21 protein-coding genes and 2 tRNA genes are annotated in these 25,541 nt (G+C 42.8%); 13 read left to right on the top strand and 10 right to left on the bottom strand.

Annotation, left to right across the window (positions count from 1 at the left end; translation table 11 throughout):
- Positions 1–408 precede the first annotated feature (408 nt).
- Both IEY18_RS11990 and IEY18_RS11985 read left to right on the top strand, forming a co-directional pair.
- Positions 409–1,152, top strand: coding sequence for a pteridine reductase (locus tag IEY18_RS11990; RefSeq protein WP_188921132.1), 744 nt, complete (start codon positions 409–411; stop codon positions 1,150–1,152).
- Positions 1,149–1,349, top strand: a complete 201-nt coding sequence (locus tag IEY18_RS11985; RefSeq protein ID WP_188921130.1) for a CPXCG motif-containing cysteine-rich protein — start codon at positions 1,149–1,151, stop codon at positions 1,347–1,349. The genes IEY18_RS11990 and IEY18_RS11985 overlap by 4 nt, the downstream gene beginning before the upstream one ends.
- Positions 1,350–1,361: 12 nt before the next feature.
- On the opposite strand, the gene IEY18_RS11980 is transcribed toward IEY18_RS11985, so the two are convergent.
- Entirely contained in the window at positions 1,362–1,976 is a 615-nt protein-coding gene (locus IEY18_RS11980) for a riboflavin synthase subunit alpha (RefSeq protein ID WP_188921128.1), read from the bottom strand.
- Between the two features lie 29 nt (positions 1,977–2,005).
- On the opposite strand from IEY18_RS11980, the gene IEY18_RS11975 reads away from it, so the two are divergent.
- The 4 genes from IEY18_RS11975 (at position 2,006) to IEY18_RS11960 (ending at position 6,512) form a co-directional block, all read left to right on the top strand.
- Positions 2,006–3,352 carry an MATE family efflux transporter gene (locus IEY18_RS11975; RefSeq protein WP_188921126.1) on the top strand — a complete coding sequence of 449 codons (1,347 nt, stop codon included), beginning with the start codon at positions 2,006–2,008 and terminating at the stop codon, positions 3,350–3,352.
- 148 nt (positions 3,353–3,500) lie between these two features.
- Positions 3,501–3,577, top strand: a tRNA-Val gene (locus IEY18_RS11970).
- A gap of 28 nt (positions 3,578–3,605) precedes the next feature.
- Positions 3,606–3,682: transfer RNA gene (locus IEY18_RS11965), tRNA-Val, on the top strand.
- A gap of 136 nt (positions 3,683–3,818) precedes the next feature.
- A complete protein-coding gene (locus IEY18_RS11960) occupies positions 3,819–6,512 on the top strand; it encodes a bifunctional acetate--CoA ligase family protein/GNAT family N-acetyltransferase (RefSeq protein ID WP_188921124.1) in 2,694 nt (897 codons plus the stop codon).
- Positions 6,513–6,579: 67 nt separating this feature from the next.
- On the opposite strand, the gene IEY18_RS11955 is transcribed toward IEY18_RS11960, so the two are convergent.
- Positions 6,580–7,623, bottom strand: a complete 1,044-nt coding sequence (locus IEY18_RS11955) for a GGDEF domain-containing protein (RefSeq protein ID WP_373290744.1) — start codon at positions 7,621–7,623, stop codon at positions 6,580–6,582.
- 461 nt (positions 7,624–8,084) lie between these two features.
- On the opposite strand from IEY18_RS11955, the gene eco reads away from it, so the two are divergent.
- The 3 genes from eco to IEY18_RS11940 all read left to right on the top strand — a co-directional run bounded on the left by eco (position 8,085) and on the right by IEY18_RS11940 (position 10,828).
- Positions 8,085–8,630 (top strand): serine protease inhibitor ecotin, encoded by a 546-nt coding sequence (eco, locus tag IEY18_RS11950; protein WP_188921122.1) that lies wholly within the window; start codon positions 8,085–8,087, stop codon positions 8,628–8,630.
- A 125-nt stretch (positions 8,631–8,755) separates the two neighbouring features.
- Entirely contained in the window at positions 8,756–10,363 is a 1,608-nt protein-coding gene (locus IEY18_RS11945; RefSeq protein ID WP_188921121.1) for a S41 family peptidase, read from the top strand.
- A gap of 63 nt (positions 10,364–10,426) precedes the next feature.
- Positions 10,427–10,828, top strand: coding sequence for a hypothetical protein (locus IEY18_RS11940; protein ID WP_188921119.1), 402 nt, complete (start codon positions 10,427–10,429; stop codon positions 10,826–10,828).
- A gap of 56 nt (positions 10,829–10,884) precedes the next feature.
- On the opposite strand, the gene IEY18_RS11935 is transcribed toward IEY18_RS11940, so the two are convergent.
- The 4 genes from IEY18_RS11935 to IEY18_RS11920 all read right to left on the bottom strand — a co-directional run bounded on the left by IEY18_RS11935 (position 10,885) and on the right by IEY18_RS11920 (position 15,460).
- Positions 10,885–11,442 carry a GNAT family N-acetyltransferase gene (locus IEY18_RS11935; RefSeq protein ID WP_188921117.1) on the bottom strand — a complete coding sequence of 186 codons (558 nt, stop codon included), beginning with the start codon at positions 11,440–11,442 and terminating at the stop codon, positions 10,885–10,887.
- Between the two features lie 114 nt (positions 11,443–11,556).
- Positions 11,557–11,832, bottom strand: a complete 276-nt coding sequence (locus IEY18_RS11930) for a hypothetical protein (RefSeq protein ID WP_188921115.1) — start codon at positions 11,830–11,832, stop codon at positions 11,557–11,559.
- A 9-nt stretch (positions 11,833–11,841) separates the two neighbouring features.
- Positions 11,842–13,854, bottom strand: a complete 2,013-nt coding sequence (locus IEY18_RS11925; protein ID WP_188921113.1) for a RecQ family ATP-dependent DNA helicase — start codon at positions 13,852–13,854, stop codon at positions 11,842–11,844.
- A 172-nt stretch (positions 13,855–14,026) separates the two neighbouring features.
- Complete coding sequence (locus tag IEY18_RS11920) at positions 14,027–15,460, bottom strand: glyceraldehyde-3-phosphate dehydrogenase (protein WP_188921111.1); 1,434 nt, start codon at positions 15,458–15,460, stop codon at positions 14,027–14,029.
- Positions 15,461–15,729: 269 nt separating this feature from the next.
- On the opposite strand from IEY18_RS11920, the gene IEY18_RS11915 reads away from it, so the two are divergent.
- Both IEY18_RS11915 and gap read left to right on the top strand, forming a co-directional pair.
- Positions 15,730–16,524 (top strand): DUF2989 domain-containing protein, encoded by a 795-nt coding sequence (locus IEY18_RS11915; protein ID WP_188921109.1) that lies wholly within the window; start codon positions 15,730–15,732, stop codon positions 16,522–16,524.
- A gap of 181 nt (positions 16,525–16,705) precedes the next feature.
- Positions 16,706–17,716 carry a type I glyceraldehyde-3-phosphate dehydrogenase gene (gap, locus tag IEY18_RS11910; protein ID WP_188921107.1) on the top strand — a complete coding sequence of 337 codons (1,011 nt, stop codon included), beginning with the start codon at positions 16,706–16,708 and terminating at the stop codon, positions 17,714–17,716.
- Between the two features lie 293 nt (positions 17,717–18,009).
- On the opposite strand, the gene IEY18_RS11905 is transcribed toward gap, so the two are convergent.
- The 4 genes from IEY18_RS11905 to zwf are packed head-to-tail and all read right to left on the bottom strand — an operon-like array spanning position 18,010 to position 22,690.
- Positions 18,010–18,657, bottom strand: a complete 648-nt coding sequence (locus IEY18_RS11905; protein WP_188921105.1) for a bifunctional 4-hydroxy-2-oxoglutarate aldolase/2-dehydro-3-deoxy-phosphogluconate aldolase — start codon at positions 18,655–18,657, stop codon at positions 18,010–18,012.
- A gap of 1 nt (position 18,658) precedes the next feature.
- Positions 18,659–20,500: a phosphogluconate dehydratase gene (gene edd, locus IEY18_RS11900; protein WP_188921104.1), complete on the bottom strand. Its 1,842-nt coding sequence runs from the start codon at positions 20,498–20,500 to the stop codon at positions 18,659–18,661.
- 9 nt (positions 20,501–20,509) lie between these two features.
- Complete coding sequence (gene pgl, locus IEY18_RS11895; RefSeq protein ID WP_188921101.1) at positions 20,510–21,208, bottom strand: 6-phosphogluconolactonase; 699 nt, start codon at positions 21,206–21,208, stop codon at positions 20,510–20,512.
- Positions 21,209–21,217: 9 nt separating this feature from the next.
- On the bottom strand, positions 21,218–22,690 hold the full coding sequence (zwf, locus tag IEY18_RS11890) for a glucose-6-phosphate dehydrogenase (protein ID WP_188921099.1): 1,473 nt from the start codon (positions 22,688–22,690) through the stop codon (positions 21,218–21,220).
- A 314-nt stretch (positions 22,691–23,004) separates the two neighbouring features.
- Between zwf and IEY18_RS11885 the strand changes: the two genes are divergently transcribed.
- Both IEY18_RS11885 and pyk read left to right on the top strand, forming a co-directional pair.
- On the top strand, positions 23,005–23,859 hold the full coding sequence (locus IEY18_RS11885) for a MurR/RpiR family transcriptional regulator (RefSeq protein ID WP_188921098.1): 855 nt from the start codon (positions 23,005–23,007) through the stop codon (positions 23,857–23,859).
- A 180-nt stretch (positions 23,860–24,039) separates the two neighbouring features.
- Positions 24,040–25,479, top strand: coding sequence for a pyruvate kinase (pyk, locus tag IEY18_RS11880; protein WP_188921095.1), 1,440 nt, complete (start codon positions 24,040–24,042; stop codon positions 25,477–25,479).
- The last annotated feature ends 62 nt before the right edge of the window (positions 25,480–25,541 follow it).

Here is a 25,541-nt window from a genome sequence, read left to right as displayed (position 1 = left end):
TCCTTGTCCAGTGGTGACCCACACGAAGGGCCACATGGCTTTAATAAAATCAGTTAGTTTATGCAATACTTGGGTCAAAGCACACTGAAGCCTTGTAACTCCAAAATCGCGGCGGACATGATACGTGATCTACGACTAGAAAACAAATTCGCAGTGACGAGTAAATCAGGAAAAATCAAAGGATTTAGCCCATTGATGTTGTTATTAACCAATATCAAATCATTGCCGTTTGTTGGCATTCACCGCTTATAATATTGAACCAAACACAAGGGGAAACCATTAAACGGATTGTCATCTTCTTTCTCTAGTCATTTTTATCAAATCGTTCTAAGAATATTTACTTGTGTCGGTCAATGCTGTTGGCATAACGTATGTGCTTAACTCACGATATAGGTTTGGAAAATACGTATGGATAAGTGGGCTTTAATCACCGGCGCAGCCAAGCGTGTTGGCGCAGAAATAGCAGAGCAACTTCACCAAGATGGCTTTAATATCGTAATCCACTACCATCATTCAGGCGTGGAGGCACAAGCGCTATGTGATAAATTCAATCAGCGAAGAGATGGCTCAGCATTATTACTGCAAAGTAGTCTAGATTCTGAAGAAGACATCAAACAAATTATTGATGCTATTGAATCCTTAGCAATCTCACTTCACATACTTGTAAACAATGCCTCTAGTTTCCATAAAACAACTATCGAACACTGTAATTTCCGAACATTTCAACAAACGCTTACAACGAACTTAGTCGCACCTTACTTGCTAAGTGTTGGTCTACGCCACCTTTTATCTAACAACCAAGGGACTATCATAAATCTGGTTGATATTCATGCCAAGAAGCCTCTTCAAGATCATGGGCTATACTCAATCTCAAAAGCTGGTCTTGAAATGGCAACACTGTCTTTAGCACAAGAACTTGCACCGGATATTCGTGTGAATGGGGTCGCACCTGGCGCTATTTTATGGCCAGAAAATTCGTCAATTGCAGTACAGCGCCAAATTCAAGAACAAATTCCATTGAATAAACTTGGAAGCCCAAACGACATCGCGAATGCTATTAAGTTTTTAGTGAATGCCAGCTATATCACTGGCCAAATCATTACCGTTGATGGTGGTCGTAGTATTTGTGGTTATCAAGGAGCAAAGTCATGAAATATCAAACTCGTACTATCGCTTGTCCCCATTGCGGTCATCATCAACAGGTAGATATTGATGCAACCTTGGGTAATCAAGAATACTTTGACGATTGCCGCATTTGCTGCAACCCGATACATATGCGGCTACATATTGATGAGATGAATAAAAAAATAGAACTGTTTATCGACTCTGACGACGAACAGCTCTACTAACACAAACAACGATTAAGCGAATCCTTTTGCCGCGAGCACTCGTTCAACGGTTTCAACGATAGCTTGGGTTTGACTATCAATCTCAATATTCAGTTCGTCTCCGACTTTACATTGATCTAAGTTGGTTAAATTCAATGTCTCAGGGATGAGGTGAAGCTTAAAGCTATTCGTAGTCACCGCACCAACAGTTAAACTACAGCCATTCACCCCAACAAAGCCTTTGTAAAAAATATAATTCATCCACTGAGGTTCGACTTCCAGTGTTAAATCAAAATGGCTATTTGTATTACTGACTTCAGTGACCTTTGCTTTGGTGTGTATATGTCCGGATATAATATGTCCGCCAATTTCACTACCAAACGTCAGCGAGCGCTCTATGTTTACCTTGTCATTGACACGAAGTGAATCTAGGTTCGTCAATTTTAAGGTTTCTTCCATTACATCAAAAAACGCCCTATCATGCTCAACTCTAGTTGCCGTTAAGCAAACACCATTGTTTGCAACACTGGCACCTACGACAAGCCCTTGTGTTAAATTGTCCGGAAGTTTCACCTCAAAGGTCTTTAATCCTTCTTGCTCCCTGACAGAAATTAGTTCGCAATTTGCTTGCACGATACCTGTAAACATTCGCTTTTCTCTTTGGTTAAGGTTTTTATATGAAACACGGCGGCTTTCAAGCCAAGCGTCTAATCCAATTAGCTCTACCTGTACTTGTCGCTCAAGTCACCCAAACCATGATGGGATTTATTGATACGGTCATGGCTGGTCGTGTCAGCGCAATTGATATGGCAGCAGTCGCTGTCGGTACAAGCTTTTGGTTGCCCATTATGCTTTTAGTACAAGGCCTGCTTATGGCATTTACCCCGGTATTTGCTCATCATCACGGCGCAGATGACACGAAATCTATCCGACCGCTCGCTTTTCAAGCACTCTATATTGCGCTACTCGGCGGCGTTGGGATTATGGCCTTTCTGTGGCTCTCGCCTGCTATATTAAAAACAATGGAGTTAGACCCACAACTCTTACAACTCACCGAGGATTATATCTTTGCCATTAGCTGGGGAACAATGGCTTTCGTCATCTATCAGGTCTTTAGAGGGTGTAGTGAAGGTATTTCATACACGCTGCCAACCATGATCATTGGATTTATTGGCCTTGGGGTCAATATCCCAGCAAATTACATCTTTATATACGGACATTTTGGTATGCCGGCACTTGGTGGCGCAGGCTGCGGTGTTGCAACAGCATTGGTCTTCTGGGCGATGTGTATTTCGATGGGTCTATATATGTATCTACATCCAAAGTTCAAAGATATACATTTATTTGCAACCTTTTATAAACCGGATTTACCTAAAATCGGCGCCATGCTCAAACTGGGAACGCCGATCGCAGTTTCCTTATTCGTAGAAGTAAGCCTATTTTCAGTGATTGCGATTCTACTCGCGCCCCTTGGAGCAACCGTCGTATCGGGCCATCAAATAGCATTGAACTTCTCTTCTATCGTTTTCATGCTTCCATTATCTATCGGTATCGCTGTATCCATTCGGATTGGTTACTATTTAGGACGAGACCGTCCTGATATTTCTGCATTGGTCGCCAAAGTTGGAATTCTTATTTCTTTTGGTTTATCTATTATCACAGCGATTTTTACTGTCGTATTTCGTTATCCGATCGCAGAACTTTATAATAAGGACGTTGAAGTGATCACTCTTGCGTCTAGCCTAATGCTATTGGCGGCAATTTATCAAATATCCGATTCAATTCAAGTTGTTGCTGCGGGCGCTTTGAGGGGTTACAGTGATACCAAAAGCATTCTTTATATTTCACTTATCTCCTATTGGGGAATTGGCTTAAGCCTTGGTTATACACTTGCCAAAACAAGTTTAATCGTTCCAGCAATGGGCGCGATGGGTTTCTGGATCGGTTTAGTCGCCGGTCTCGCAAGCGCGGCTGTATTATTTGCAATACGTTTAAAAGTAATCCAACAAAGGTTATCGGTCTAATCGCGGCATTATTTGCATATGGTTTGCAGAAACTTATAGCGATTTGTGCAGCAAATCGCCTGTCAGTTAGAAATTTGATAATTTTACTTGCAAGCATTACCTAAACACTCGTAATATATCGCTCGCTTCAACGCGATAGCAAAATTATACAACCGTAGCTCAGTTGGTTAGAGCACCACCTTGACATGGTGGGGGTCGGTGGTTCGAATCCACTCGGTTGTACCAATTTCGCAGCCATAAGCATTCTAAATATACAACCGTAGCTCAGTTGGTTAGAGCACCACCTTGACATGGTGGGGGTCGGTGGTTCGAATCCACTCGGTTGTACCATATTTTACATCTTATTCAATCTCACGCGCTTCCAACTTATTCGACGAATGTCTGTTTTTGTTTAAGCAGATTATTGCTTTGAAATGTCCACAGCTGTTGTACACTGTCCTCAGGCATCCATTGGATAGGATTGAGCATGAGCCAGCGAACGTTGAATACCCTGTTTAAACCCACTTCAGTTGCAATTATCGGCGCGTCAAATACCGAATACCGCGCTGGCAACGTCATTATGAAAAACCTCATTTCCAGTGGGTTTTCTGGGCCAATCATGCCAGTAACGCCAAAATACAAAGCTGTGTTAGGTGTATTGGCCTATCCAAATATTGAAGCGCTTCCAATAAAACCCGATCTAGCAGTCATCTGTACTCAAGCAAGCAAGGTCCCTGCAATCGTGGAAACCCTTGCTCAATTTGGCTGTAAAGTTGCCATCATCATGGCTTCTGGCATGAGTAATGAAGCAGATGGCGGTGCTGAGTCGTTATTAACTCAGACGAAAAAGAATGCAAAGCGTTATGGAATGCGTCTACTTGGCCCCAATAGCCTTGGCATGATGCTCCCCAATATTGGACTTAACGCTACGCTCGCACATACCAGTGCCCTCCCCGGAAAAATAGCGTTTGTTTCCCAATCTGCAGCTATCTGCACCACAGTTTTAGATTGGGCGAATAATAAGGGCATCGGTTTTTCTTCATTTATTTCTTTAGGTGATGCCACAGACATAGATTTTGACGAGTTAATTGATTATCTAGGCAGGGATTCACGAACCAGCGCAATTTTGCTGTATATCGACTCGATTCATGAAAAGCGGCATTTCCTATCCGCAGCTCGAGCGGCATCCCGCAATAAACCAATATTGGTTATCAAATCTGGACGCAGCCAAGAAGGTGCAAAAGCAGCAAAGTTACATACGGGCGGTATATGCGGAAGTGACGTTGTATACGAAGCAGCTTTCCGGCGTGCAGGGATGTTGCGAGTGAACGATCTCGTTGAGCTCTTTGCCGCAGTCGAAAGCCTAGCACACTCGAACCCACTGCAAGGCGAACGTCTTGGCATTATCAGTAATGGGGGTGGCCCTGCAGTGTTGGCAATTGATGAGCTATTACAAAGAGGCGGTAAACTCGCCAAGCTAAGCTCGGAGACCACTCATGCATTTGATCAATTGCTACCTAGCACTTGGTCCGGTCAAAACCCAATAGATATTATCGGTGATGCCAAAGGAAAGCGATATTCCCAGGCCCTAAAAACACTCATGGACAGTGATGATGTTGATGCCATTTTAGTATTGCACTCCCCATCAGCGCTGGCCGATAGTGTTGAAATTTGTAATGCCATCATAGACACCATAAAGTCTCACCCGAAGAAGAGTCGACTAAATATTCTCACCAATTGGAGTGGCGAAGAAGCAGCCTACGTGGCACGAAAAAAGTTTTCAGAAGCTGGCATTCCAACCTATCGAACTCCTGAAGGCGCTGTTGGTGCATTTATGCATATGGTTGAATATCGCCGTAACCAAAAGCTACTTCAAGAAGTTCCTCAATCAATGCTGACGCGATTGACAAAGAATACAGACGAAGCGAGACGGCTAATAAATCTTGCTCAACAGAAAGATAAAAACATTCTCGAAACCCACGAAGCAAGCAGTATTTTAAAGGCTTATGGCCTTGATACTATTGACACTTGGTTCGTAAAAGACGCCGCCGAGGCAATGAAAGTGGCCGCTGATGTCGGGTTTCCCGTGGCATTAAAGGTGCAATCTCCAGACATTCTCCATAAATCTGATGTGCATGGTGTCATGCTCAACCTTTATACGGTAGAGGAAGTTGAACAAGCAGCGAGCGCTATTATCAACCGAGTCCATTTGGCTAACCCTGACGCCCTTATAGAAGGTATGATTGTGCAAAAAATGGCGCTTACAGCCGGGGCGCAGGAAATACGAATCGCAGTGATCAATGATCCAGTGTTTGGACCCGCGATTTGTTTAGGTGAAGGAGGGTCTGAATGGGACCCTAGCAGGGACGCAGTAGTCGCGCTGCCACCATTGAATATGGCATTATCACGCTACATGCTTATCCAAGCATTAAAAACCCAAAAAATTAGAGACCGACACCAACCTCTCGGTATTGAAATGGATTCTCTTTGCGCGATGTTGACTCAACTTTCGCATTTAATCATTGATTGCCCAGAAATAGCCTCGCTGGATTTAAACCCAATCCTCGTCGCGAAAGACAACATTACCCTCCTCGATATTCATCTAGAGCTTACGAATCACGTCGTCGACAATTCGACAAGGCTTGCCATTCAACCGTATCCAAAAGAACTAGAAGAGTATGCTCAGTTAAAAAATGGCCAGCAGGTCATGTTGCGGCCCATCTTGCCTGAAGATGAGCCCAAACATATGGCCTTTGATAACTCTTTGTCTGATGAAGATCGTTACAAACGGTACTTCGGCGTACGTTCACGCATGACCCACGAAGAAATGGCGGTATTAACACAAATAGATTATTCAAGAGAGATGGCTTTTATTGCAACCGTTACCAATGAAGACGGAGAAGAAGTAACACTTGGCGCTGTTCGAGCCTCTATTGATCCAGACAATACAGAAGCCGAGTTTGCCATGGCCGTCAGGGGAAATTACCAAGGTCAGGGTCTTGGGCGCTTACTGCTCGAAAAGCTCACTCGTTACTACAAAACAACGGGCACTAAAGTATTAACTGGATTTACGATGTTTGAGAACCGAAGCATGGCAAACCTCGCTAAGAACTTAGGTTTTCAGGTCGAGTTTGATATGGAAGAGCATCTAATAAAAATGCATATGGATTTGGACAAATAAGCCTTATAAAAACCAAAAGCCTCCATGACGGAGGCTTTTTAACTAACTTCGCAAGAAAACCATTGGCTTACTCACCACGAACACAATTTCGCCCGTCGTTTTTAGCTTGTAGTAACGCGTGATCTGCGCGATCAAAAAAGCTCTTATGCGTATCACCTTCGTGCAGAGAGGTTAATCCAATGGATACCGTTACGGCGCCTAAGGATAACTTATTGTCTTTACCTATACTTAACTTTCGTTCAGCGACACGCGCTCTTAAGTTTTTGGCAACCTGTAACGCATCATGGAAGTGAGTATTCGGGAGTAATACGACAAACTCGTCACCACCATACCGTGCAACAAAGTCATCCCCCCTTACCGCTTGTTTGAGCGCGAGCGCTACATAAGCCAGCACCTTGTCTCCCACTAAATGGCCGTGAACATCATTAAATGGTTTGAAATTATCAATATCAACAATCAACAAACTGCAGCGTTCTTGGGTTTCTTCGTAATGACTAATTTGATGCTGGATCTCAGAATCAAAAGCGCGTCGGTTATGTAAAGAAGTCAGCTGATCAGTCATTGCTACGACATTGAGGTTTTCCATCTCATCTTTGAGTACATTCACCTCTTTTGTCATTGCATTGAGGTTTTCTTCCATCTCGGAGTTAACTTTAATGACGGTCTCGACTTCATTCATCAAACCGTTAATCATCTTTTCCAGCGTTTCGATGTCTGGGGTCGCTGCAAGATCCTCTTCAAAGGTGCTCAGGGTACTTGAAAAGCCTTTAGTACCATCACTCATTTGCCCCACCTTATTCAAGAGACTGTTAATGAGGATTTGGGTTTCAATTTGAATATTTTGAATGGCTTCAGGCGATTGTTCTTGCAGGAAATTTTTGTATAAGCTCGCATTTACCTCAGGAGTAAATTCAACTTTATTGCTAATTAATCTGTCAATTGCTCTTTTCAGATCTAAGTCGGACTCTAAAAAGTACTCGTACCACACTGCGTAGTTATCAGGGGTGACAGGAATTCCTAATGAAGACATTTGAGGCACAGCGCGCCTTAAAATGTCTGCTGACAGGTCTACATTTTCGAGTTTTTCTGCTAAAGCCATTGTAAATGCCATTTAAAATTGCGTTACACATTGCAACGCGTCAGTAATTTATAATTATATGATTTTGCTAAATATCCAAATAGGATATTGGTCTAATTTTTTGCTTTGTTTGGTAAATATACCGAACTAAGCTTACCAGAAATTTGGATTAATGCGACTTTATAGTGTGGTCGCTGAGCAAACAATTAATTAACATCCACAAAACATAGATTTCTAGCTTAAAAAAAGGACAATAAACCGCCACATTTGCTAGATTATTCGATAGACCTAAACAAAAACAAAAACAAAAACAAAATCGAAACGCTAAACGCGCTTGTTGCAACAGAAACAGTCAACTTCTATCGCAATGACAATTGAAACTCGTATTTTTGATTCTATATTCAGGTCGTAAACAGAAGGTTTAGGCTAGCATGTTCAGCGAATATGCTTTCAATTCCGTCAATATCGGCTAGTCGACTCGGAGGTCGTCACTTATGAGAAATCGCTTAGCGAGCATCACCCCTTGGCACTTCATGATTACAATGTGCTTAATGCTTGGTTTCGTTCAAATTGCAAACGCAACAACCATCAATCCAAACATGATCACTTATGATCGCTATTACGCTGATCAAGCAAGTCGTGAGCAAAATATCTTAAGGTACCCAAACCCTACACCTGAGCATACTCAACATGTTTTAACCCTTGCAAAAAACGCCGAAGAAGCAACACTAAAAATTGAAATTCAAATCGGACGAACCCAAGCCGTCGATTGTAACAAGCACAGCCTCATGGGCACTGTAAATAACGAAACCCTAAAAGGATGGGGGTTTCAGTATTATGTTGTGGAGAATGTTCAGCAAGGCCCCAGCACGATGATGGCTTGCTTTGACAAGGCGACAACCAACAAATTTTTGTTCCTACCTCGTTCGCTTTTCGTGCCATACAATAGCCAGTTACCCATCGTCATCTATACCCCTTCAGACATTCAAATCAGATACAGACTATGGACAACTACGGCCGAATTTCAACATAGTGAATAAAGGTATATTTCAAAAAGGCCTCATAATTCGATGTGTATAAATATCCTTGAGATCTAAATAGCCTTTTATGCTGAGTATGTTATAGATTATATGCATCTGACAGTGCTTTAAAAATGGAGTTTATAATGAAGCCGTTTCGCATCCCTATTTATTTTGTTATCTCAAGCAGTCTCTTTTTATCGGCCTGTGGTGGTTCTGACTCTGATTCTAGTTCGTCAACTCTGGTTCCGTCAGAAGGACCTATTTGGGTCCAAGGTCAATTTATTGAAGACAGCCGATTTGCAGCGCAATGTGAAACACCGAGAGTGGGTATCGATCCACAAACCGGACGCACCTATCCAGACCTACTAGGCTCAGCGTTTGACGAGAAGATGTGGATGCGCTCATGGAGTAATAATACTTACCTTTGGTATGACGAAGTTGTCGACCGCGATCCGGCAGGCTTTACGGTCGCAAACTACTTTGAGCAGCTTAAAACAAATGAATTGGACGCTAATGGAGCAGCCAAAGATAACTTCCACTTCCAAATGCCTACCGTTGATTGGCAAGCACAATCGCAATCAGGGACTCAACTTGGCTATGGCATGGAATTTAAAATCGTTGCCGCTACACCACCGAGAAAAATTGTCGTGGCATACACAGAGCCTGATTCTCCTGCAGCACTTGCATCTGTTGTAAGAGGCGAAGAAATTATCGCGATTAATGGCGTAGATGCTGTCTCTACAATTGATGGCGCGGAGATCAACGTTTTAAACTCGGCACTTTTTCCCAGTGACGACAGCCAAAGCTATACATTTACTCTAAAAGAAGTGGGTTCAACGGCCACTCGCAACGTTGTCTTAACACCTCAAGCCGTCACCTCCTCGCCCGTTCACAATGTAAAAACCATTCAAACAACATCAGGCAAGGTTGGTTATTTTCAGTTTAACTCCCATATTGCAACGGCAGAATTGGCACTAAAAAATGCGTTTGATACGTTACAAGCTGAAAATGTTGATGACCTAGTACTCGACGTGCGCTACAACGGCGGCGGTTTACTGGCTATCGCTAGCCAACTGAGTTATATGGTTGCTGGAGACCAACAAACGTCAAACAAAATATTTGAAACAACATCTTTTAATGACAAGCATCCAACCGTCAACCCTGTGACAGGGCAAACATTGCAACCCTTCCCGTTTATCGATGAAGGTATTGGCTTTTCTTTAACCGAAAGAACGCCCCTACCATCACTCAATTTGAATCGTATTTTTATCTTGAGTACAGATAATACTTGCTCGGCTAGTGAAGCGATTATCAATGGACTCCGAGGAATTGATGTTGAGGTCATATTAATTGGTGGCACGACTTGCGGAAAGCCTTATGGCTTTTACCCAACAGACAATTGCGGAACAACTTATTTCACGATTCAGTTCCAAGGACAAAACCATAAAGAATTTGGCGATTATGCAAGTGGATTTTCACCTATGACAATGCCAGTCACTGAAGGGGTAAGAGTTCCTGGGTGTGCAGTAGCAGATGATTTTTCTCATAAACTGGGCGACCCTGCAGAACATATGCTAGCGTCAGCTTTGCAGTACAGAATTGACACCACCTGCCCTAGCCCAACAGGCGCCAAAGCGTTCATCAGCCGCAGTGCACAACAAAATACCAGCGATGCAAACCTTGCACTCGAAGATCGCCGAGCGCAAACTAAAATTAATTCGAACCGCTTAGTCTATTTGCCAAACAAATAAAGACATTCAATAGCTTGTAGGCACGGTAACCTTCGTGCTTACAAGCCATTTGGAGGAAGCACAATGTCTGAACAAACCCCAAAAATCACAGCTAAACTATCTATCCTTGCAGCGTTAACGATTGGAATGATGGGTTGCCAACTAATCCAAGCGCCAGAACCTGCCCACATGTCAGCTATTACGCAAAAAGCATACACGGAGCTGCAACAGTCGGTCAGTCAACTCATGGGAGGACAAAGAGTATATATAGGCAATAGCGCCTTCCAGAACTCTCATATTCTAGCAATAGAACGAGAACCCAAAGTAGGTCCAGACGGACACCTTTTACAAGGCAGGGTGATGGAAAAACCAACTATATTTCATTTGCTCAAAGCTTCTGAAACCTGCATTTTAATCAATACAAAAACTAACGAATCAATAGCATTGCTCCATGCCCAATGCCAGATAACTAAAAGAGATGAATAGTCTTGAATCCCTGTTCTCTTGTTATGACAGGGAATGTGTAGCAGTGCCGACGAAACTCACTCAAAACGCAGTAGCATTTCTTCTGCGCTACAGTGGCATTGCCCTCGACAAACTTGGCAATTGAACCCTTGATATTCTTTGGGATCGTGCCACCGGTTTTTGTGTGTTTTAATGTGAGCAGCACCTGCGCGCTCAAAGTATCGAATTGCTGCATTGTTTGGGCTTTGACACCATATATGCCCTATCCCGGCCTTACCACCTTGCAGCTTTACGGCTTGTATTGAACGCTGTAATAATTGCTGCCCATAGCCTTTACCCCGAACGGATTCGTGAAGTGTATTTGATTTAAAATAACACACGCTCTCTGGTTCAAGCCCCCACAGCTCAGGGGAACACCATTGATCGATAAACCACTGCTTGGGAGCGAAAGTAATTCGAAAACCAACTACAGAAAGATTCATTTCTAATACAAAACATGCGCTAATTGAATGAGAAACGCCCTGCAGATGCATTTCATGTAAGGATTCAATTGTAAAATAGCCATGACCATGAACCTGATTCGCAAGGGAGGTGACCGCTTGATAGTCTTTTTCAGCCAAAGGTCTAATGAGCATATGGATCTCTTGATGATATTGAGTAAAATCTTGTAGAAGTTAGATGTGGTTCAACACCTCAACTTCGAGAATGACAAGGTTATCTTTTCAATACAGACCTTTTAAATATAGCCTCTAAAATCGCTTTACACGGACAACGTTCATCACTTCCACATCAAAACCAGCAACCGTTTGCGTACTCGGATAATAAGTTAGATTCACTTTTTGCCCTTCAAGCGAACGAAAGCGCTTCGTTCTTTTATACTTAAACGGTGCACTACACCCTTCAATCATCAGAGTTTGCAATACCCAGTCACCCTCTTCTCTTTGCGTATGAGAGACAACCTTCATCCCTTCCGAATGAGTCAGCTGTTCGTGCTTTTCTAGCATTTTATCAACATCTGTTTTCACGAAATCCTCCTAAAGGGGAAATAACTGATTTACTTTTTTGACTATCTCAGCAAATCGTAACTGGTGACAACTCGCAAAGCCTGCAAGCTTAGTTATCCCCAGTTTCCGCCACTGAGGTAAACTTAAACCTGCTAAATACAATGCTTTGGCACGATTGCTAAACCTGTAATGCCTTTGCCCTATTAAACCGTGTACGGCTTCAATTTTGGCAATCAACTCGGTATCCGTGGGCCAAGCATGAAGCTGTGAATACCCAAGTGTAGCCACATTTCCTAAGCAGACGCTACAATGGCCACATTCAGTTGACACTTGATAATCACCAAAGTAATTCGCAAATGCCTGACTTAAACAATGCTTAGATTGAAACATATTAACAAGCTGCTCTAATCGCTGAAGCTCTTTTATTTCTTTGTGCTCGCTATAACGAACCAAGAGTTCAAAGACACTATTGCTTGCATTCATCTCGACGCCTAAATGCGCAACGTTAGCACAATCAAGTTTGCCATCACTTTGTGATTTATCAGCCAGTAAGCTTAGATCAACACCAAAAACATCGGTTGACTTTTTTGCATCAATTTCAATGAAACCTTTTTCATTTAGATACTCTAAAGCTGCAACAACTCGAGAACGAGGGTAACCAAAGCGACTATATAGCCCCTCGGCAGAAAGCGTTCCCCACACCCGTTTGAAATTTGTTTGCTCAAAGATATGCATTAAGAATGTGCGCCGCTCGTCCTGAAACTTTGACAGAATGTGTGATTGTTCAGCAATGAATTTGTATTTAAAGTCAGCAAAATAAGTGTATTTGGGAGTGAGTACCCCCATAAGCTCCATTTGAACCAATAATGTCTTTAATGGTAATTGCTTAATATTGGTTTCCATTGACAATGTGCTCAGCTGACATTCCCATTCATTCTCAACAGTCTCATGCTGAATTAACGTAATCAGGCGTTGTATCGCTTGCGGTTCGGGAGTATCCCCGTAGACGAAGTTTTCCAGCGTTGTTAGCCCATCCAAATTGGCTAGGATGACGCACTGCGACGGCAAGCCATCTCGCCCTGCTCTTCCAATTTCCTGACTATAGTTTTCTATAGATTTAGGTAAATCATAGTGAACAACAAAGCGAATATTTGACTTATCCACTCCCATTCCAAATGCAATCGTCGCGACCACGATTTTTACTTGGCCCAGCATGAATTGGTTTTGAATATTCTCACGAACTTCAAGAGGCAAACCGGCGTGATACGCTGCCGCGACCAAACCGTTCTCGATAAGCATTTTTGCTACGTTTTCGGCAGTTTGCTGTTGAGTAACATAAACAATGCCCGCATGCTGGGATTGCGTTAACAATAAAGATGTTAACCTTTCCTCTTTCTCCTGTTGGTTTGCTGGAACAATTTCTAAAGACAAATTAGGACGATAAAACCCGGTCTGAATGATGGCTTCTGAGGAGATTGAAAAACGCTCGGCCATGTCTGCTTTCACTTTATCAGTCGCTGTCGCTGTGAGTAAAAGAACTTGCGGGATCTTTAGGGCTTGCCTTAAATTTGGCAATTTCAAATAATCGGGTCTGAAATTATGGCCCCACTCTGAAATACAGTGAGCTTCGTCAACCACGAGCATTGAAATTGGTACAGTTTGAATAAACTGCCTAAACCTTTCATTCTTAAATCGTTCGACCGAAACCATTAAGATTTTGACTGCACCTGATTTTACCTGATGCATTACTTGCCGGACCTGGTCTGGCGTCATGGAAGAATCAATACTTGCCGCTGGAATACCTTTCGAGCAAAGGAAAGAAAGCTGATCTTTCATTAGCGCCAATAACGGAGACACAACTAAAGTTAATGAAACTAACTGAGTCGCACTATATTGGTAGCACAATGATTTGCCGGCCCCAGTTGGAAAAACGGCGAGGCAAGACTCACCGGCCAACAACCGCTCGATAACCTGCCATTGCTCGGTTCGAAATTCATCAAAACCAAAAAGTGTGTTGAGTTGAGAAGTATGATGGGCAAGCACTTTATATTCCTATAAATCATGGAACATAAAAGTCTAACAGAGATTTACTGACAGTTATGAAAATAACCTTGCAACTTATCCAGCCAGTCAAAAAAAAGGGCTATTCATCAGATGAACAGCCCTTTCAGTTTACTTAAAGGTCAGCATTGTACTGACTTTATGCCATAAAAGGTTACGCAGGTAACGATAGGCAGTTTAAGTTCAGCATTTTTTGCATGACACCCACAACCTGACAGCTATAACCAAATTCATTGTCATACCAAACATAAAGTATAGCTCGGTTACCATCAGCAATTGTCGCTTTTGAATCAACGACACCCGCATGACGCGAACCAACTAAATCACTCGATACGATTTCTGTCGACTCAGTAAAATCAATTTGATTCTGTAGCGGAGAATGCAGCGCTGTATTCTTCAGATACTCGTTCAAATCTTCCTTGCTCGTATCCGATTCTAGATTAATGCTGATAATCGCCATAGAAACGTTCGGCGTAGGAACACGAATCGCGTTACCCGTCAACTTACCTGCCAATACAGGAAGCGCTTTAGCCACAGCTTTTGCAGCACCCGTTTCTGTGATCACCATATTTAGTGGTGCACTACGACCGCGACGATCTGCTTTGTGGTAGTTATCAATCAAGTTTTGATCGTTAGTGTATGAATGAATGGTTTCAACGTGGCCGTTCACAATGCCATATTTATCATTCACAGCTTTTAACACTGGCGTGATTGCGTTGGTTGTACAACTTGCAGCAGACACTATCGCATCACTATCTAAAATATCACCGTCATTAACACCAAGTACGACGTTTTTAATTTCACCTTTAGCTGGTGCAGTCAACAAAACTTTTGATGCGCCAGGAGACTTCAGGTGCAAGCCTAGACCGGCTTCATCTTTCCAAATACCAGTGTTATCGACAACAAGTGCATTGTTAATGCCATATTTTGTGTAGTCGACTTCGTCCGGAGAGTTTGCGTAGATCACTTGAATGTAGGTACCGTTCGCAATGATTGCATTGTTTTCTTCATCGACTTCAACGCTGCCATTGAATGGACCGTGGACAGAATCGCGACGTAGCAAACTCGCACGTTTTTCCAAATCGCCCTTACGACCACCACGAAGCACAATTGCTCTCAGGCGCATTTTGTTGCTTTTACCTGTTTTTTCAATGAGCAGGCGAGCTAACAAACGTCCAATACGACCAAACCCGTAGAGGACAACATCTCTTTCTTCAGTGGCATCGCTTTCGTCAATCGCTTGTTCTAACTGCTCAGCCATATAAGCTTGAATTTCGCTTACATCGCTATGGTTCTCCCAGTAGTTAACTGCAAGTTTACCGATATCTACTTTACACTGCTTCACCGCGAGCTTGCTTAACGCCTCTACAAAAGGGAAGCTTTCACGAAGGCGTAACTTGTTGCCGACATGACGGCGAACCAAACGATGCGCTTTAATAATATCAATAGTAGACGCATTCAATAATGGTCGACCAAAGATCATGACCTCTACGCCCTGATTTCTATATAGTTTCCCTAGTAATGGCTGCATTGCCTCAGCCATCTCGAAACGTTCTTGCCAACTTTGTAGGTGTTTATCAGCGCTCATTACAGATCCTTTATCTCATTTTTCTACATCTGTTAGTAGAAAGGTTTGAGTAACAAATTGAAAAGACCAATAATCCTTAACGGACTCTTCTTAAAATTGGGGGTTTACCCTCTATTTGGTCGGCGCTATTGTAATGAAATAAATCGGCTCTAGCCAGTAAGATATTCGCAGTAAAGCTGTAGTATTATTTAATAAAATTCATGATTAAACTGAATATGACCAATAATCTTGTAATATTTAAATCATTTCTAATATTCTCGCTGCTAATAGTGCTTTTTGGATGCGACAATGGTCGTAATACAAATATTATTTGTAATAAAAATCCAGAGCTATGTTCTGATCTTCACAAAGACAGTTGGTGCAGATTTGAGCGCGGTGACCTGATCCGCCACCGATTACAAATCAAAAAGACTCAAAACCCAAATGACGAAGACAAATACAAACTGCTCATCAATCTAGAAAACTACAATGCTTGTATGGGGCTTGCATCTGGTGTGCAGCATATCATCCACACGGAGCGTACCAATGACCGGCTAAAGGCGTACGGCATTAGTGGACAAAACTTGCAACAACTTCAACAATCGACCAAGAATAGCTCAAGTCCATTACTCGCTTACTATCACTGGTCGAGGCTCAATGATTTAGATGCGTTAGATCAATTGTTAACACTTGAAAATAATAAACAAATCAAGAACCCAATGATTTTGGGTCATCTTGCAGCCTATTATTTAAAGTTCAATCCAAGGCGAGCCCAAAACATTTATCTTCAGGCACTCATGAACTCAAGTGAACATGAAATAGATTCGAGTTGGTTACTCGGTCTTGCCGACACCTACCGTTTACAGCAAGATTTTGAAATGAGCTATTTAACCACTCGAGCAAGTATTTTGCTGAGTGGCAAAAAAGTTTCTGAGCCACAAATGATGGCGCTAGTTCAAGGAAATCGTAAGCTGGCGGCACACCTAGATCAACAGGCCCTGGATCTCATTCAATCCCTTCAAAACGGCAATTTTGCGAGCAGTTCATCCAAGCAACTTTTTCAAGACACAAGTCACAAACTATAAGTAATTCGAATTACAAAATTAGACTTTTGGAATTCAAATACCAGCCAAAATGCGATCAATGTTGTAAAAACACCAAAATAAAGACAATAAATCAGCGATATTTGCGAATCAGCTTGACGAACACTGACAATTTGGTAATTTTACTACCAGATGATTTTTTTCTTTACTTGAGGGATATGAGATGACTATCCGTGTTGCAATTAACGGTTATGGCCGTATTGGTAGAAACGTACTTAGAGCACTATACGAGAGCGAAAAGGATTACCCAATCCAAATCGTTGCATTAAACGACTTGGGTGATGCGTCGATTAACGCTCACTTGACCAAGTACGATTCTGTACATGGTCGTTTCAATGCTAAAGTTGATCATGACGAAGAAGCGATCTACGTCAATGATGACAAAATCTTAACGTTCCAAGAGCGCGATCCATCGAAGCTTCCTTGGGCGGAATTAAATGTAGACGTTGTTTTTGAGTGTACAGGCATATTCACTTCGAAAGAATCTGTTCAGCCACATCTTGACGCAGGCGCCAAAAAAGTAATTATTTCAGCCCCAGGCAAAAATGTTGATGCAACAGTCGTATATGGCGTAAACAATGAAGTTTTAAGCTCTGAAATGACCGTGATTTCAAATGCCTCTTGCACCACCAATTGTCTTGCGCCATTCGCAAAACCTCTGAATGATGAGCTTGGTATTGAATCAGGTCTCATGACAACCATTCACGCTTATACAAACGATCAACGTCTATCTGATGTTTACCATACAGATTTACGACGTGCCCGTGCAGCGGCAATGTCGATGATCCCGACCAAAACAGGTGCGGCGGCGGCTGTTGGATTGGTGGTTCCAGAGTTGCAGGGTAAGTTCGACGGTTTAGCCGTTCGAGTACCAACTGTAAATGTATCTTTAGTTGATCTTTCTTTTGTGGCATCGCGTGATACCACCGTTGAAGAAGTGAATGCAATTATAGAAAAAGCAGCACAAGTAGCGCCGATGAGTGAAGTGCTTGCGGTTAACAAAGAGCCATTGGTTTCAATTGACTTTAACCATAACCCATTCTCTTCAAACTTCGATGCCACACAAACACGTGTCAACGGTCGTTTGATTAAAGTGATGGCTTGGTACGATAACGAGTGGGGCTTCAGCAACCGTATGCTAGATAATGCCGTTGCATTGATGAACGCTAAATAATCATCACTAGTTCCCAATTAAAAAACCGCCTGATGGCGGTTTTTTAATGGATTTAAGATGGGCTCACCAAGTTTACATCAACAGTTATAATTCTTGTTCAGCACACCCTTTTCCGTTTTAGTTTTCTTTAGAATTAACGTCAGCTGCACACGTGGTGCAAGAAAGATCCGGCAGCCCAATTCAATAATCTAATCTCTTTTCTTTTAATGTTTGGCATCTAAAAACCGTTAACAAAAAAGTCCGCTAAATGCGGACTTCTCTACTTAAATCGCTGAGCCAATCAAACCCATGACTTATGCTTTGATACCATTTACGGCATCTTTGCATAACTGAGTAATTCGCTCCCAATCGCCAATCTCCATCGCATCTGTAGGCGCAATCCAACTGCCACCAATACAGTCGACATTGCCTAATGCTAAATAGTCTCGATAGTTACTTGGGGTAATCCCACCGGTTGGGCAAAAACGTATATTTGCCAAAGGGCCTGAAAATGCTTTTAAAGCTTTTACACCACCAGATGCTTCAGCAGGAAAGAATTTAAAATGACTATAGCCTTGAGACATACCAGCCATCACCTCAGAAATACTTGCAACACCGGGGATTAATGGTACTTGGCCAGCAATGCCTGCTTTTAAAAGCTCTTCAGTTGCACCCGGAGTTATAGCAAATTGTGCGCCTGCTTCTTGGGCGTCTGCCAGCTGAGACTCATTTAAAATTGTTCCAGCACCAACTATCGCTTCTGGAACCTCTTTGGCAATTTTAGAAATCGCTTCAAGAGAACAAGGCGTTCGCAGTGTTACTTCAAGTACGCTAATACCACCGGCAACAAGGGCTTTCGCTAATGGCACTGCATGCTCTATTTTATGAATGACCATCACTGGCACAATTGGACTGCGTTTAAAAATATCCTGAGGTTGTACCTTCCAGTTATTATTTTCCATTCTAGTATCCTTCAGGCTCATATTTTTCATCTACAGTATGTGTGCAACGCGCACCAGTTTCTGGGCTGCTTAAATTTGCTCTAAGCGCACTAAACAACTCTCTTCCCATACCAACATGATTTCTTAGGTGCTGTGATGCAGCGGCAACTCTTTGCGTTAACTCTCGCTCTTCTACAAGCAAAGTTAATTCTCCAGTTTCAGCGTTGATCCGAATCAAATCGCCATCCTGTATTTTTGCAATTAATCCGCCATCAATCGCTTCAGGCGTAAGGTGTATTGCGGCAGGCACTTTCCCTGAGGCTCCCGACATTCGACCATCTGTCAATAACGCAACTTTAAAACCTTTATCCTGAATGGTTCCGAGGATAGGTGTTAATTTATGCAGCTCAGGCATGCCATTCGCTTTAGGCCCCTGCTCTTTTACAACGACAACACAATCTTTGTTCAAATTGCCTTGTTTGAATAATGCATCCAACTCATTCTGATCATTAATAACAACCGCTGGTGCTTCTACAATCCGATGCTCTGGCTGTACTGCTGAAACCTTAATCACAGCACGACCTAAATTACCAGTTAACAAGCTTAAACCACCATTGACCTGAAAAGGGGTTGTTACACCAGTTAAGACTTCATGATCTAAACTCTTCTTAGGCCCATCGACCCAAACTAGCTCATCATTAATCAGCTTTGGTTCTTGGGTGTAACGCAAAAGCCCAAAACCAGCAACTGTCTCGACATCCTCATGGAGCAGCCCCGCATCAAGCAGTTCACGGATCAAAAATGCCATCCCTCCCGCTGCATGGAAGTGATTGATATCAGCTTGACCATTTGGGTACACTCTAGCGAGTAAAGGAACCGCCGCAGATAATTCTGAAAAATCGTCCCAATTTACAATGATTCCAGCAGCTCTGGCCGCAGCCACAATATGCATGGTTAAATTCGTTGAACCACCGGTTGCAAGCAAAGCCACAATACCATTAACGACAGCTTTTTCATCGACGATCTTTCCGATCGGTGTATATTGTGTCCCTGCATCCGTGAGTCGGCATACTTGCTTTGCCGCCATTTCAGTTAACGCTGTCCGCAATGGGTCATCTGGGTTTACAAATGACGATCCAGGCAATTGCAGCCCCATCACTTCTAACATCAGTTGGTTGCTATTTGCAGTACCATAAAAGGTACACGTACCCGCACTATGGTAGGACGCCGACTCCGCTTCTAATAAAGCAGCACGGTCAACCTTTCCCTGTGCAAATTGCTGGCGAACCGCAGCCTTTTGCTTATTTGGGATCCCCGACTTCATTGGCCCGGCCGGAACAAATAACATAGGTAAATGACCAAAGCTTAAGGCGCCGACAAGTAATCCAGGGACAATTTTGTCGCATATACCCAATAACAAAGCACCGTCAAACATGTTATGTGAAAGGCCAACCGCCGTAGACATTGCAATGACTTCTCGACTTAAAAGACTAAGCTCCATGCCCGGCTGACCTTGGGTCACCCCATCACACATCGCAGGAACACCAGCTGCAACTTGTGCAACGCTACCGACAGCTGCACAAGCTTCTTTTAACTGTTGCGGATAATTCTCATAAGGCTGATGTGCCGATAGCATGTCATTAAACGCACTAACGATGCCAATATTAGATTTAGTTAGTTGCCTTAAAGCATTTTTATCATCTGGCTGACACGCTGCAAAACCATGTGCCAAATTACCACAGCTTAACGCTGAGCGATGAACACCTTGTGCTCGGGCTTCTTCTAACGCTTGCAAATACACAGCACGACTGGCTTTGCTTCTTGCAATAATTCTATCGGTGACTTCTTGTACGACCGTATTCATAAGGCCTCCTTAAACGCTCCAAAACACGTCAACAGGTGTTTTGTGCTGGGCTAAAACGGCTCGAATCGGCATCTGTTTCGCATCTTCGTTTTGAAGAGCTTCTCGGTATACAGATAACTTTTGTTCACCGACAATATGTAAATATATTTGCTTACTGTTCAGTACCGCTGATTTCGATAAGCTGATTCTTGCATGGGGAGCTGTGGTTGGGTTTACAGCGACACATTGGCTTTTAGTTTGTAGCGCGTCATCTATTTCAGCAGCACAGGGAAACCAAGAACAGGTGTGACCGTCATTTCCCATACCAAGCACGACAACATCAAATGGTTGATGAATATGCGACAGTTTATCTACTGCCATTTTGCAACCGGTTTCAGGAGACACAAACATATTCTTTAAGCCTTGGAATTTGGCGCTCGCGGCTCGTTTTCTAATTAAATATTCTTTAACAATGGCTTCATTAGACGCGTCATCGTTAATGTCTACCCAACGCTCATCGGCTAACGTGACATAAACTTCATTCCAATCGATTACCTTTTTAGATAACGCCTTAAATAGCAATATTGGTGTCGAACCACCAGAAACGACAAGGCTGGCGCTTCCGCGTTTGTCGACTGCTTCTTGCAATTGTTGTGCTATTTTGTCTGCAAGCTTATCAGCAAGTGCTTGCGCGTTATCAAAAGATTTAAATACGGATTCTTTAATCATGTTCTTATCCTACTCGTCCCAAGAACGGCCATCTTTGGCAATTAATGCAACAGATGCGACGGGACCCCATGTTCCTGCGGGGTAAGGCTTTGGTTTTTCGCTACTCTCATCCCAAGATTGAATGATGCCATCAACCCATGTCCATGCTTGCTCGACTTCGTCTCGGCGGACAAATAGAGCTTGGTTTCCAAGCATGGCTTCAAGTAATAAACGTTCATAAGCATCTGCAATCCGTTCATTCTTAAAGGTATCCGAAAAACTTAAATCGAGTTTCGTGGTCTGCAATCTTTGCTTCTGCTCAAGGCCAGGAACTTTATTCATCATTTGAATTTCAACACCTTCGTGCGGCTGCAAACGAATCGTCAATTTATTTGCAGGAAGGTTGCGATAATTTGATTTATAAAGATTGTGTGGTGGGTTCTTAAAGTACACCACAATTTCCGAACTCTTAAACGGCATTCTTTTACCACTTCGAAGGTAAAAAGGAACACCAGCCCAACGCCAATTATCGATATCAACTCGGAGGGCTACAAACGTTTCGGCATGAGACTTCAAGTTCGCGCCTTCTTCTTCTAGGTAGCCCGGTACCGGCGCTCCCTTCAAAAAGCCAGCGGTGTACTGGCCACGAACTGTGTTCTCGTAAACGTTATCTTCATTAATCGGTCTCAAGGACTTGAGCACTTTTACCTTCTCGTCACGAATACTGTCCGCATCGAGGTTCACTGGCGGATCCATTGCCACCAGTGTTAACACTTGCAATAAATGATTCTGAATCATATCGCGCATTTGGCCTGCTTTATCAAAATATCCCCAGCGGCCTTCGATCCCAACTTCCTCTGCTACCGTAATTTGCACATGATCTATGGTTCGATTGTCCCATTTCGAAGCAAAAAGCGAATTTGCAAAACGCAGGGCAATCAAATTCTGAACGGTTTCTTTTCCGAGGTAGTGATCGATTCGATAGACTTGGTTTTCATTAAAGTAAGTTGAGACTTGATCATTAATGACTTTAGATGAGGCTAAATCTGCACCAATCGGTTTTTCGAGTACCACACGGGTATCAGAGTGGATGAGGTTTTGTTCACTCAAACAACGACAAATGTCACCGAAGATGGCTGGGGGAGTGGCAAAGTAATTCACCATCACGCGCTCTTCAGGCTTTAACAACTGGTGAAATGCTTGATAGCCTTCAGACTCAGTGAAGTTTGTACCAACGTAATGACAGCGCTTAAGAAATCGCGCCACGGTATCTTCACAGAGCTCGTCTTTTACAAATGTTTTTAATGCAGTTTCAACAATCCCTCTAAAATCAGTGGTGGTGAATGGGTCTTTCGCAACCCCAATAACTTTAGTTTGAGCATTCAGTAAATTTGCTTTATCTAGCTGGTATAAAGAAGGTAACAACTTACGCCTTGCAAGATCACCTTTGGTGCCAAAAAGCACAAAGTCACATGCTTTAGACTCTAATGTTGCTTTGCCCATTGCCTTACACTCTCCTAATTGATGGTGCGCTTCGTTAATATAAAGAAATGCCTGCAATTGTTGTAATATAACAACAGAAAATGCGAAATGCATCAATTTTTGTAATTTTGCTGACGAACACTATCTAGTCATCCTCAACCAAGATCTGTTATTATTTTTTGTGCCTAAATTACTGTTCGCAGTAATAACATTCGTAAATTTTGTATAAAAAGTTTACGAGAAGAGACAATACAACAAAATTTTTACCCTATTATTAATGTATTACCCTCTTACACCATTATAACTACATTTACGAGATGAGCGGACACACGCGTATGAATACCCTAGAAAAGGTTCAAAAGAGCCTCACCCACTTTAGTAAGTCAGAACGCAAAGTCGCTGAAGTCATTTTAGCATCCCCCCAAACAGCGATACACTCGAGCATTGCGACCCTGGCCAAAATGGCAGATGTCAGTGAACCTACGGTGAATCGCTTTTGTCGCAGACTAGATACTAAAGGCTTTCCAGACTTTAAATTACACTTGGCGCAAAGCCTCGCTAATGGTACTCCATATGTGAGTCGTCACGTCGAAGAAGATGACTCACCAGACTCCTATACGACAAAAATTTTTGAGTCGTCGATGGCTTCGCTAGATACTGCGCGACAAAGCCTTGATACTGCTGCAATTAACAAAGCGGTTGATATTTTGACTCAAGCGAAAAAGATTTCATTTTTCGGCCTTGGAGCGTCAGCAGCTGTTGCCCATGATGCGCAGAACAAGTTCTTCCGATTTAATGTCCCTGTCATCTGTTTTGATGACGTTCTCATGCAGCGTATGAGCTGTATCAACAGTAATGAAGGTGATGTCGTCGTACTCATCTCGCATACAGGTAGAACAAAGTCTCTCATTGATATTGCTCGCCTTGCTAGAGAGAACGGCGCAGCCGTTATTGGCATTACAGCACGCAATTCGCCTTTATCTACCGAATGTACATTGCCTGTAACGATGGAAGTCCCTGAAGACACAGATATGTACCTACCTATGGCGTCACGTTTAGCGCAACTCGTCACTATCGATGTGTTAGCAACAGGCTTTACATTGCGCCGTGGGCCACGTTTCCGTGACAGTTTGAAACGTGTCAAAGAAGTTTTAAAGGAATCTCGCATTAACAAAGATCCAATTTTGTAATTCTCTTCCTGTTTGTAACTGGAGACATATGGACTATGTCTCCGTTATTACATTCTTAAATAAGCGGTACGTCACAAAAACAAACATTGAGATAGATCACTTTGTTGGTAAGTTTCCTACACTTTGGGGTAATGTCTGATATTATGAGCTCAGAATTATTTAAACTTAACGGAGTAAATCATGTTCCGCAGAACCAAAATCGTAACTACGCTAGGCCCCGCGACCGATCGTGACGATAATTTACGCCGCATTATCAAAGCTGGCGCTAATGTTGTTCGACTCAACTTTTCACACGGTACCCCTGAAGACCATCAACTACGTGCAGATCAAACCCGAGCAATTGCAAAAGAGCTTGGTGTTCATGTTGCAATTTTAGGTGATCTACAAGGACCAAAGATTCGAGTTTCAACTTTCAAAGATAATAAGAAAGTTCACCTCGATCTTGGCCAACCCTTTGTTCTTGATGCCGACCTGGAAAAAGGCGAAGGAGACGAGAACCAAGTTGGTATCGACTATAAAGAGTTGCCTTCTGATGTTTCTATTGGTGACATTCTTATGCTTGATGATGGCCGCGTACAACTACGTGTTGATAGCGTCGAAGGCAAAAAAGTAAACACCACCGTAACTGTTGCAGGTCCTTTATCGAACAATAAAGGCATTAACAAACAAGGTGGTGGCTTATCGGCTGCAGCTTTAACAGAAAAAGACAAGCGTGACATCTTAACCGCTGCTCAGATCGGTGTTGATTACCTAGCCGTTTCTTTTCCGCGCAGTGGCGCAGACCTTAATTATGCACGTGAGCTAGCTGTTGCCGCCGGAAGCAAAGCCCTTATCGTATCTAAAGTAGAACGCGCAGAAGCCGTAGTTAGTGATGAAGCAATGGATGACGTCATCATTGCATCTGACGCTGTCATGGTTGCCCGTGGTGATTTAGGTGTCGAAATTGGTGATGCTGCATTAGTCGCCGTGCAAAAGAAATTGATCAGCCGCTCTCGTCAACTGAATAAAAGTGTAATTACAGCGACTCAAATGATGGAGTCAATGATTACCAGCCCAATGCCAACTCGTGCAGAGGTTATGGATGTCGCTAACGCTGTACTCGATGGAACTGACGCAGTGATGCTCAGCGCGGAAACAGCTGCAGGTGACTTCCCTGAAGAAACTGTAAAAGCGATGGCAAATGTCTGTATTGGCGCAGAAGCACACCCAAGTGTACAAGTGTCAAAACATAGACTTGATCAGCAATTCTCTTCTGTAGAAGAAACGATTGCACTATCGACTATGTATGCCGCAAACCATTTAGAAGGCGTTAAAGCTATCGTAGCTTTGACTGAATCAGGTGCAACACCGCAATTAATGTCACGCATCAGCTCAGCGCTACCGATTTTGGCACTTTCTAGACATCAAACAACACTCGCTAAAATGGCACTCTATCGTGGTGTGCAACCTGTATACTTTGACTCAACCGTTCACTCTGCAGATGAGCTTGCTAAAAAAGCACTTGAAGCCGTTGTTGAACAGGGTTACTTGAAAACAGGTGATATGGTCTTAATGACGAAAGGTGACGCAATGGAAACCATTGGTGGAACCAACACTTGTAAAGTACTGATCGTTGCGTAAATCCTAATTTGCTCAACAAAAAAAGGTACGCAAATGCGTACCTTTTTTGTGTCTCAACACCA

Source organism: Shewanella gelidii, from assembly GCF_014647855.1.
GTDB lineage: Bacteria > Pseudomonadota > Gammaproteobacteria > Enterobacterales > Shewanellaceae > Shewanella > Shewanella gelidii.
Note: the sequence above shows the minus strand (reverse complement) of the source record. Positions and strands in the feature narration are given on the sequence as shown.

Bases quoted from the DNA above. Each gene is read 5' to 3' on its own strand.
- IEY18_RS11990 (WP_188921132.1), top strand. From the start codon at position 409: ATGGATAAGTGGGCTTTAATCACCGGCGCAGCCAAGCGTGTTGGCGCA.
- IEY18_RS11985 (WP_188921130.1), top strand. From the start codon at position 1,149: ATGAAATATCAAACTCGTACTATCGCTTGTCCCCATTGCGGTCATCAT.
- IEY18_RS11980 (WP_188921128.1), bottom strand. From the start codon at position 1,976: ATGTTTACAGGTATCGTGCAAGCAAATTGCGAACTAATTTCTGTCAGG.
- IEY18_RS11975 (WP_188921126.1), top strand. From the start codon at position 2,006: ATGAAACACGGCGGCTTTCAAGCCAAGCGTCTAATCCAATTAGCTCTA.
- IEY18_RS11960 (WP_188921124.1), top strand. From the start codon at position 3,819: ATGAGCCAGCGAACGTTGAATACCCTGTTTAAACCCACTTCAGTTGCA.
- IEY18_RS11955 (WP_373290744.1), bottom strand. From the start codon at position 7,623: ATGGCATTTACAATGGCTTTAGCAGAAAAACTCGAAAATGTAGACCTG.
- eco (WP_188921122.1), top strand. From the start codon at position 8,085: ATGAGAAATCGCTTAGCGAGCATCACCCCTTGGCACTTCATGATTACA.
- IEY18_RS11945 (WP_188921121.1), top strand. From the start codon at position 8,756: ATGAAGCCGTTTCGCATCCCTATTTATTTTGTTATCTCAAGCAGTCTC.
- IEY18_RS11940 (WP_188921119.1), top strand. From the start codon at position 10,427: ATGTCTGAACAAACCCCAAAAATCACAGCTAAACTATCTATCCTTGCA.
- IEY18_RS11935 (WP_188921117.1), bottom strand. From the start codon at position 11,442: ATGCTCATTAGACCTTTGGCTGAAAAAGACTATCAAGCGGTCACCTCC.
- IEY18_RS11920 (WP_188921111.1), bottom strand. From the start codon at position 15,460: ATGAGCGCTGATAAACACCTACAAAGTTGGCAAGAACGTTTCGAGATG.
- gap (WP_188921107.1), top strand. From the start codon at position 16,706: ATGACTATCCGTGTTGCAATTAACGGTTATGGCCGTATTGGTAGAAAC.
- IEY18_RS11905 (WP_188921105.1), bottom strand. From the start codon at position 18,657: ATGGAAAATAATAACTGGAAGGTACAACCTCAGGATATTTTTAAACGC.
- edd (WP_188921104.1), bottom strand. From the start codon at position 20,500: ATGAATACGGTCGTACAAGAAGTCACCGATAGAATTATTGCAAGAAGC.
- pgl (WP_188921101.1), bottom strand. From the start codon at position 21,208: ATGATTAAAGAATCCGTATTTAAATCTTTTGATAACGCGCAAGCACTT.
- zwf (WP_188921099.1), bottom strand. From the start codon at position 22,690: ATGGGCAAAGCAACATTAGAGTCTAAAGCATGTGACTTTGTGCTTTTT.
- IEY18_RS11885 (WP_188921098.1), top strand. From the start codon at position 23,005: ATGAATACCCTAGAAAAGGTTCAAAAGAGCCTCACCCACTTTAGTAAG.
- pyk (WP_188921095.1), top strand. From the start codon at position 24,040: ATGTTCCGCAGAACCAAAATCGTAACTACGCTAGGCCCCGCGACCGAT.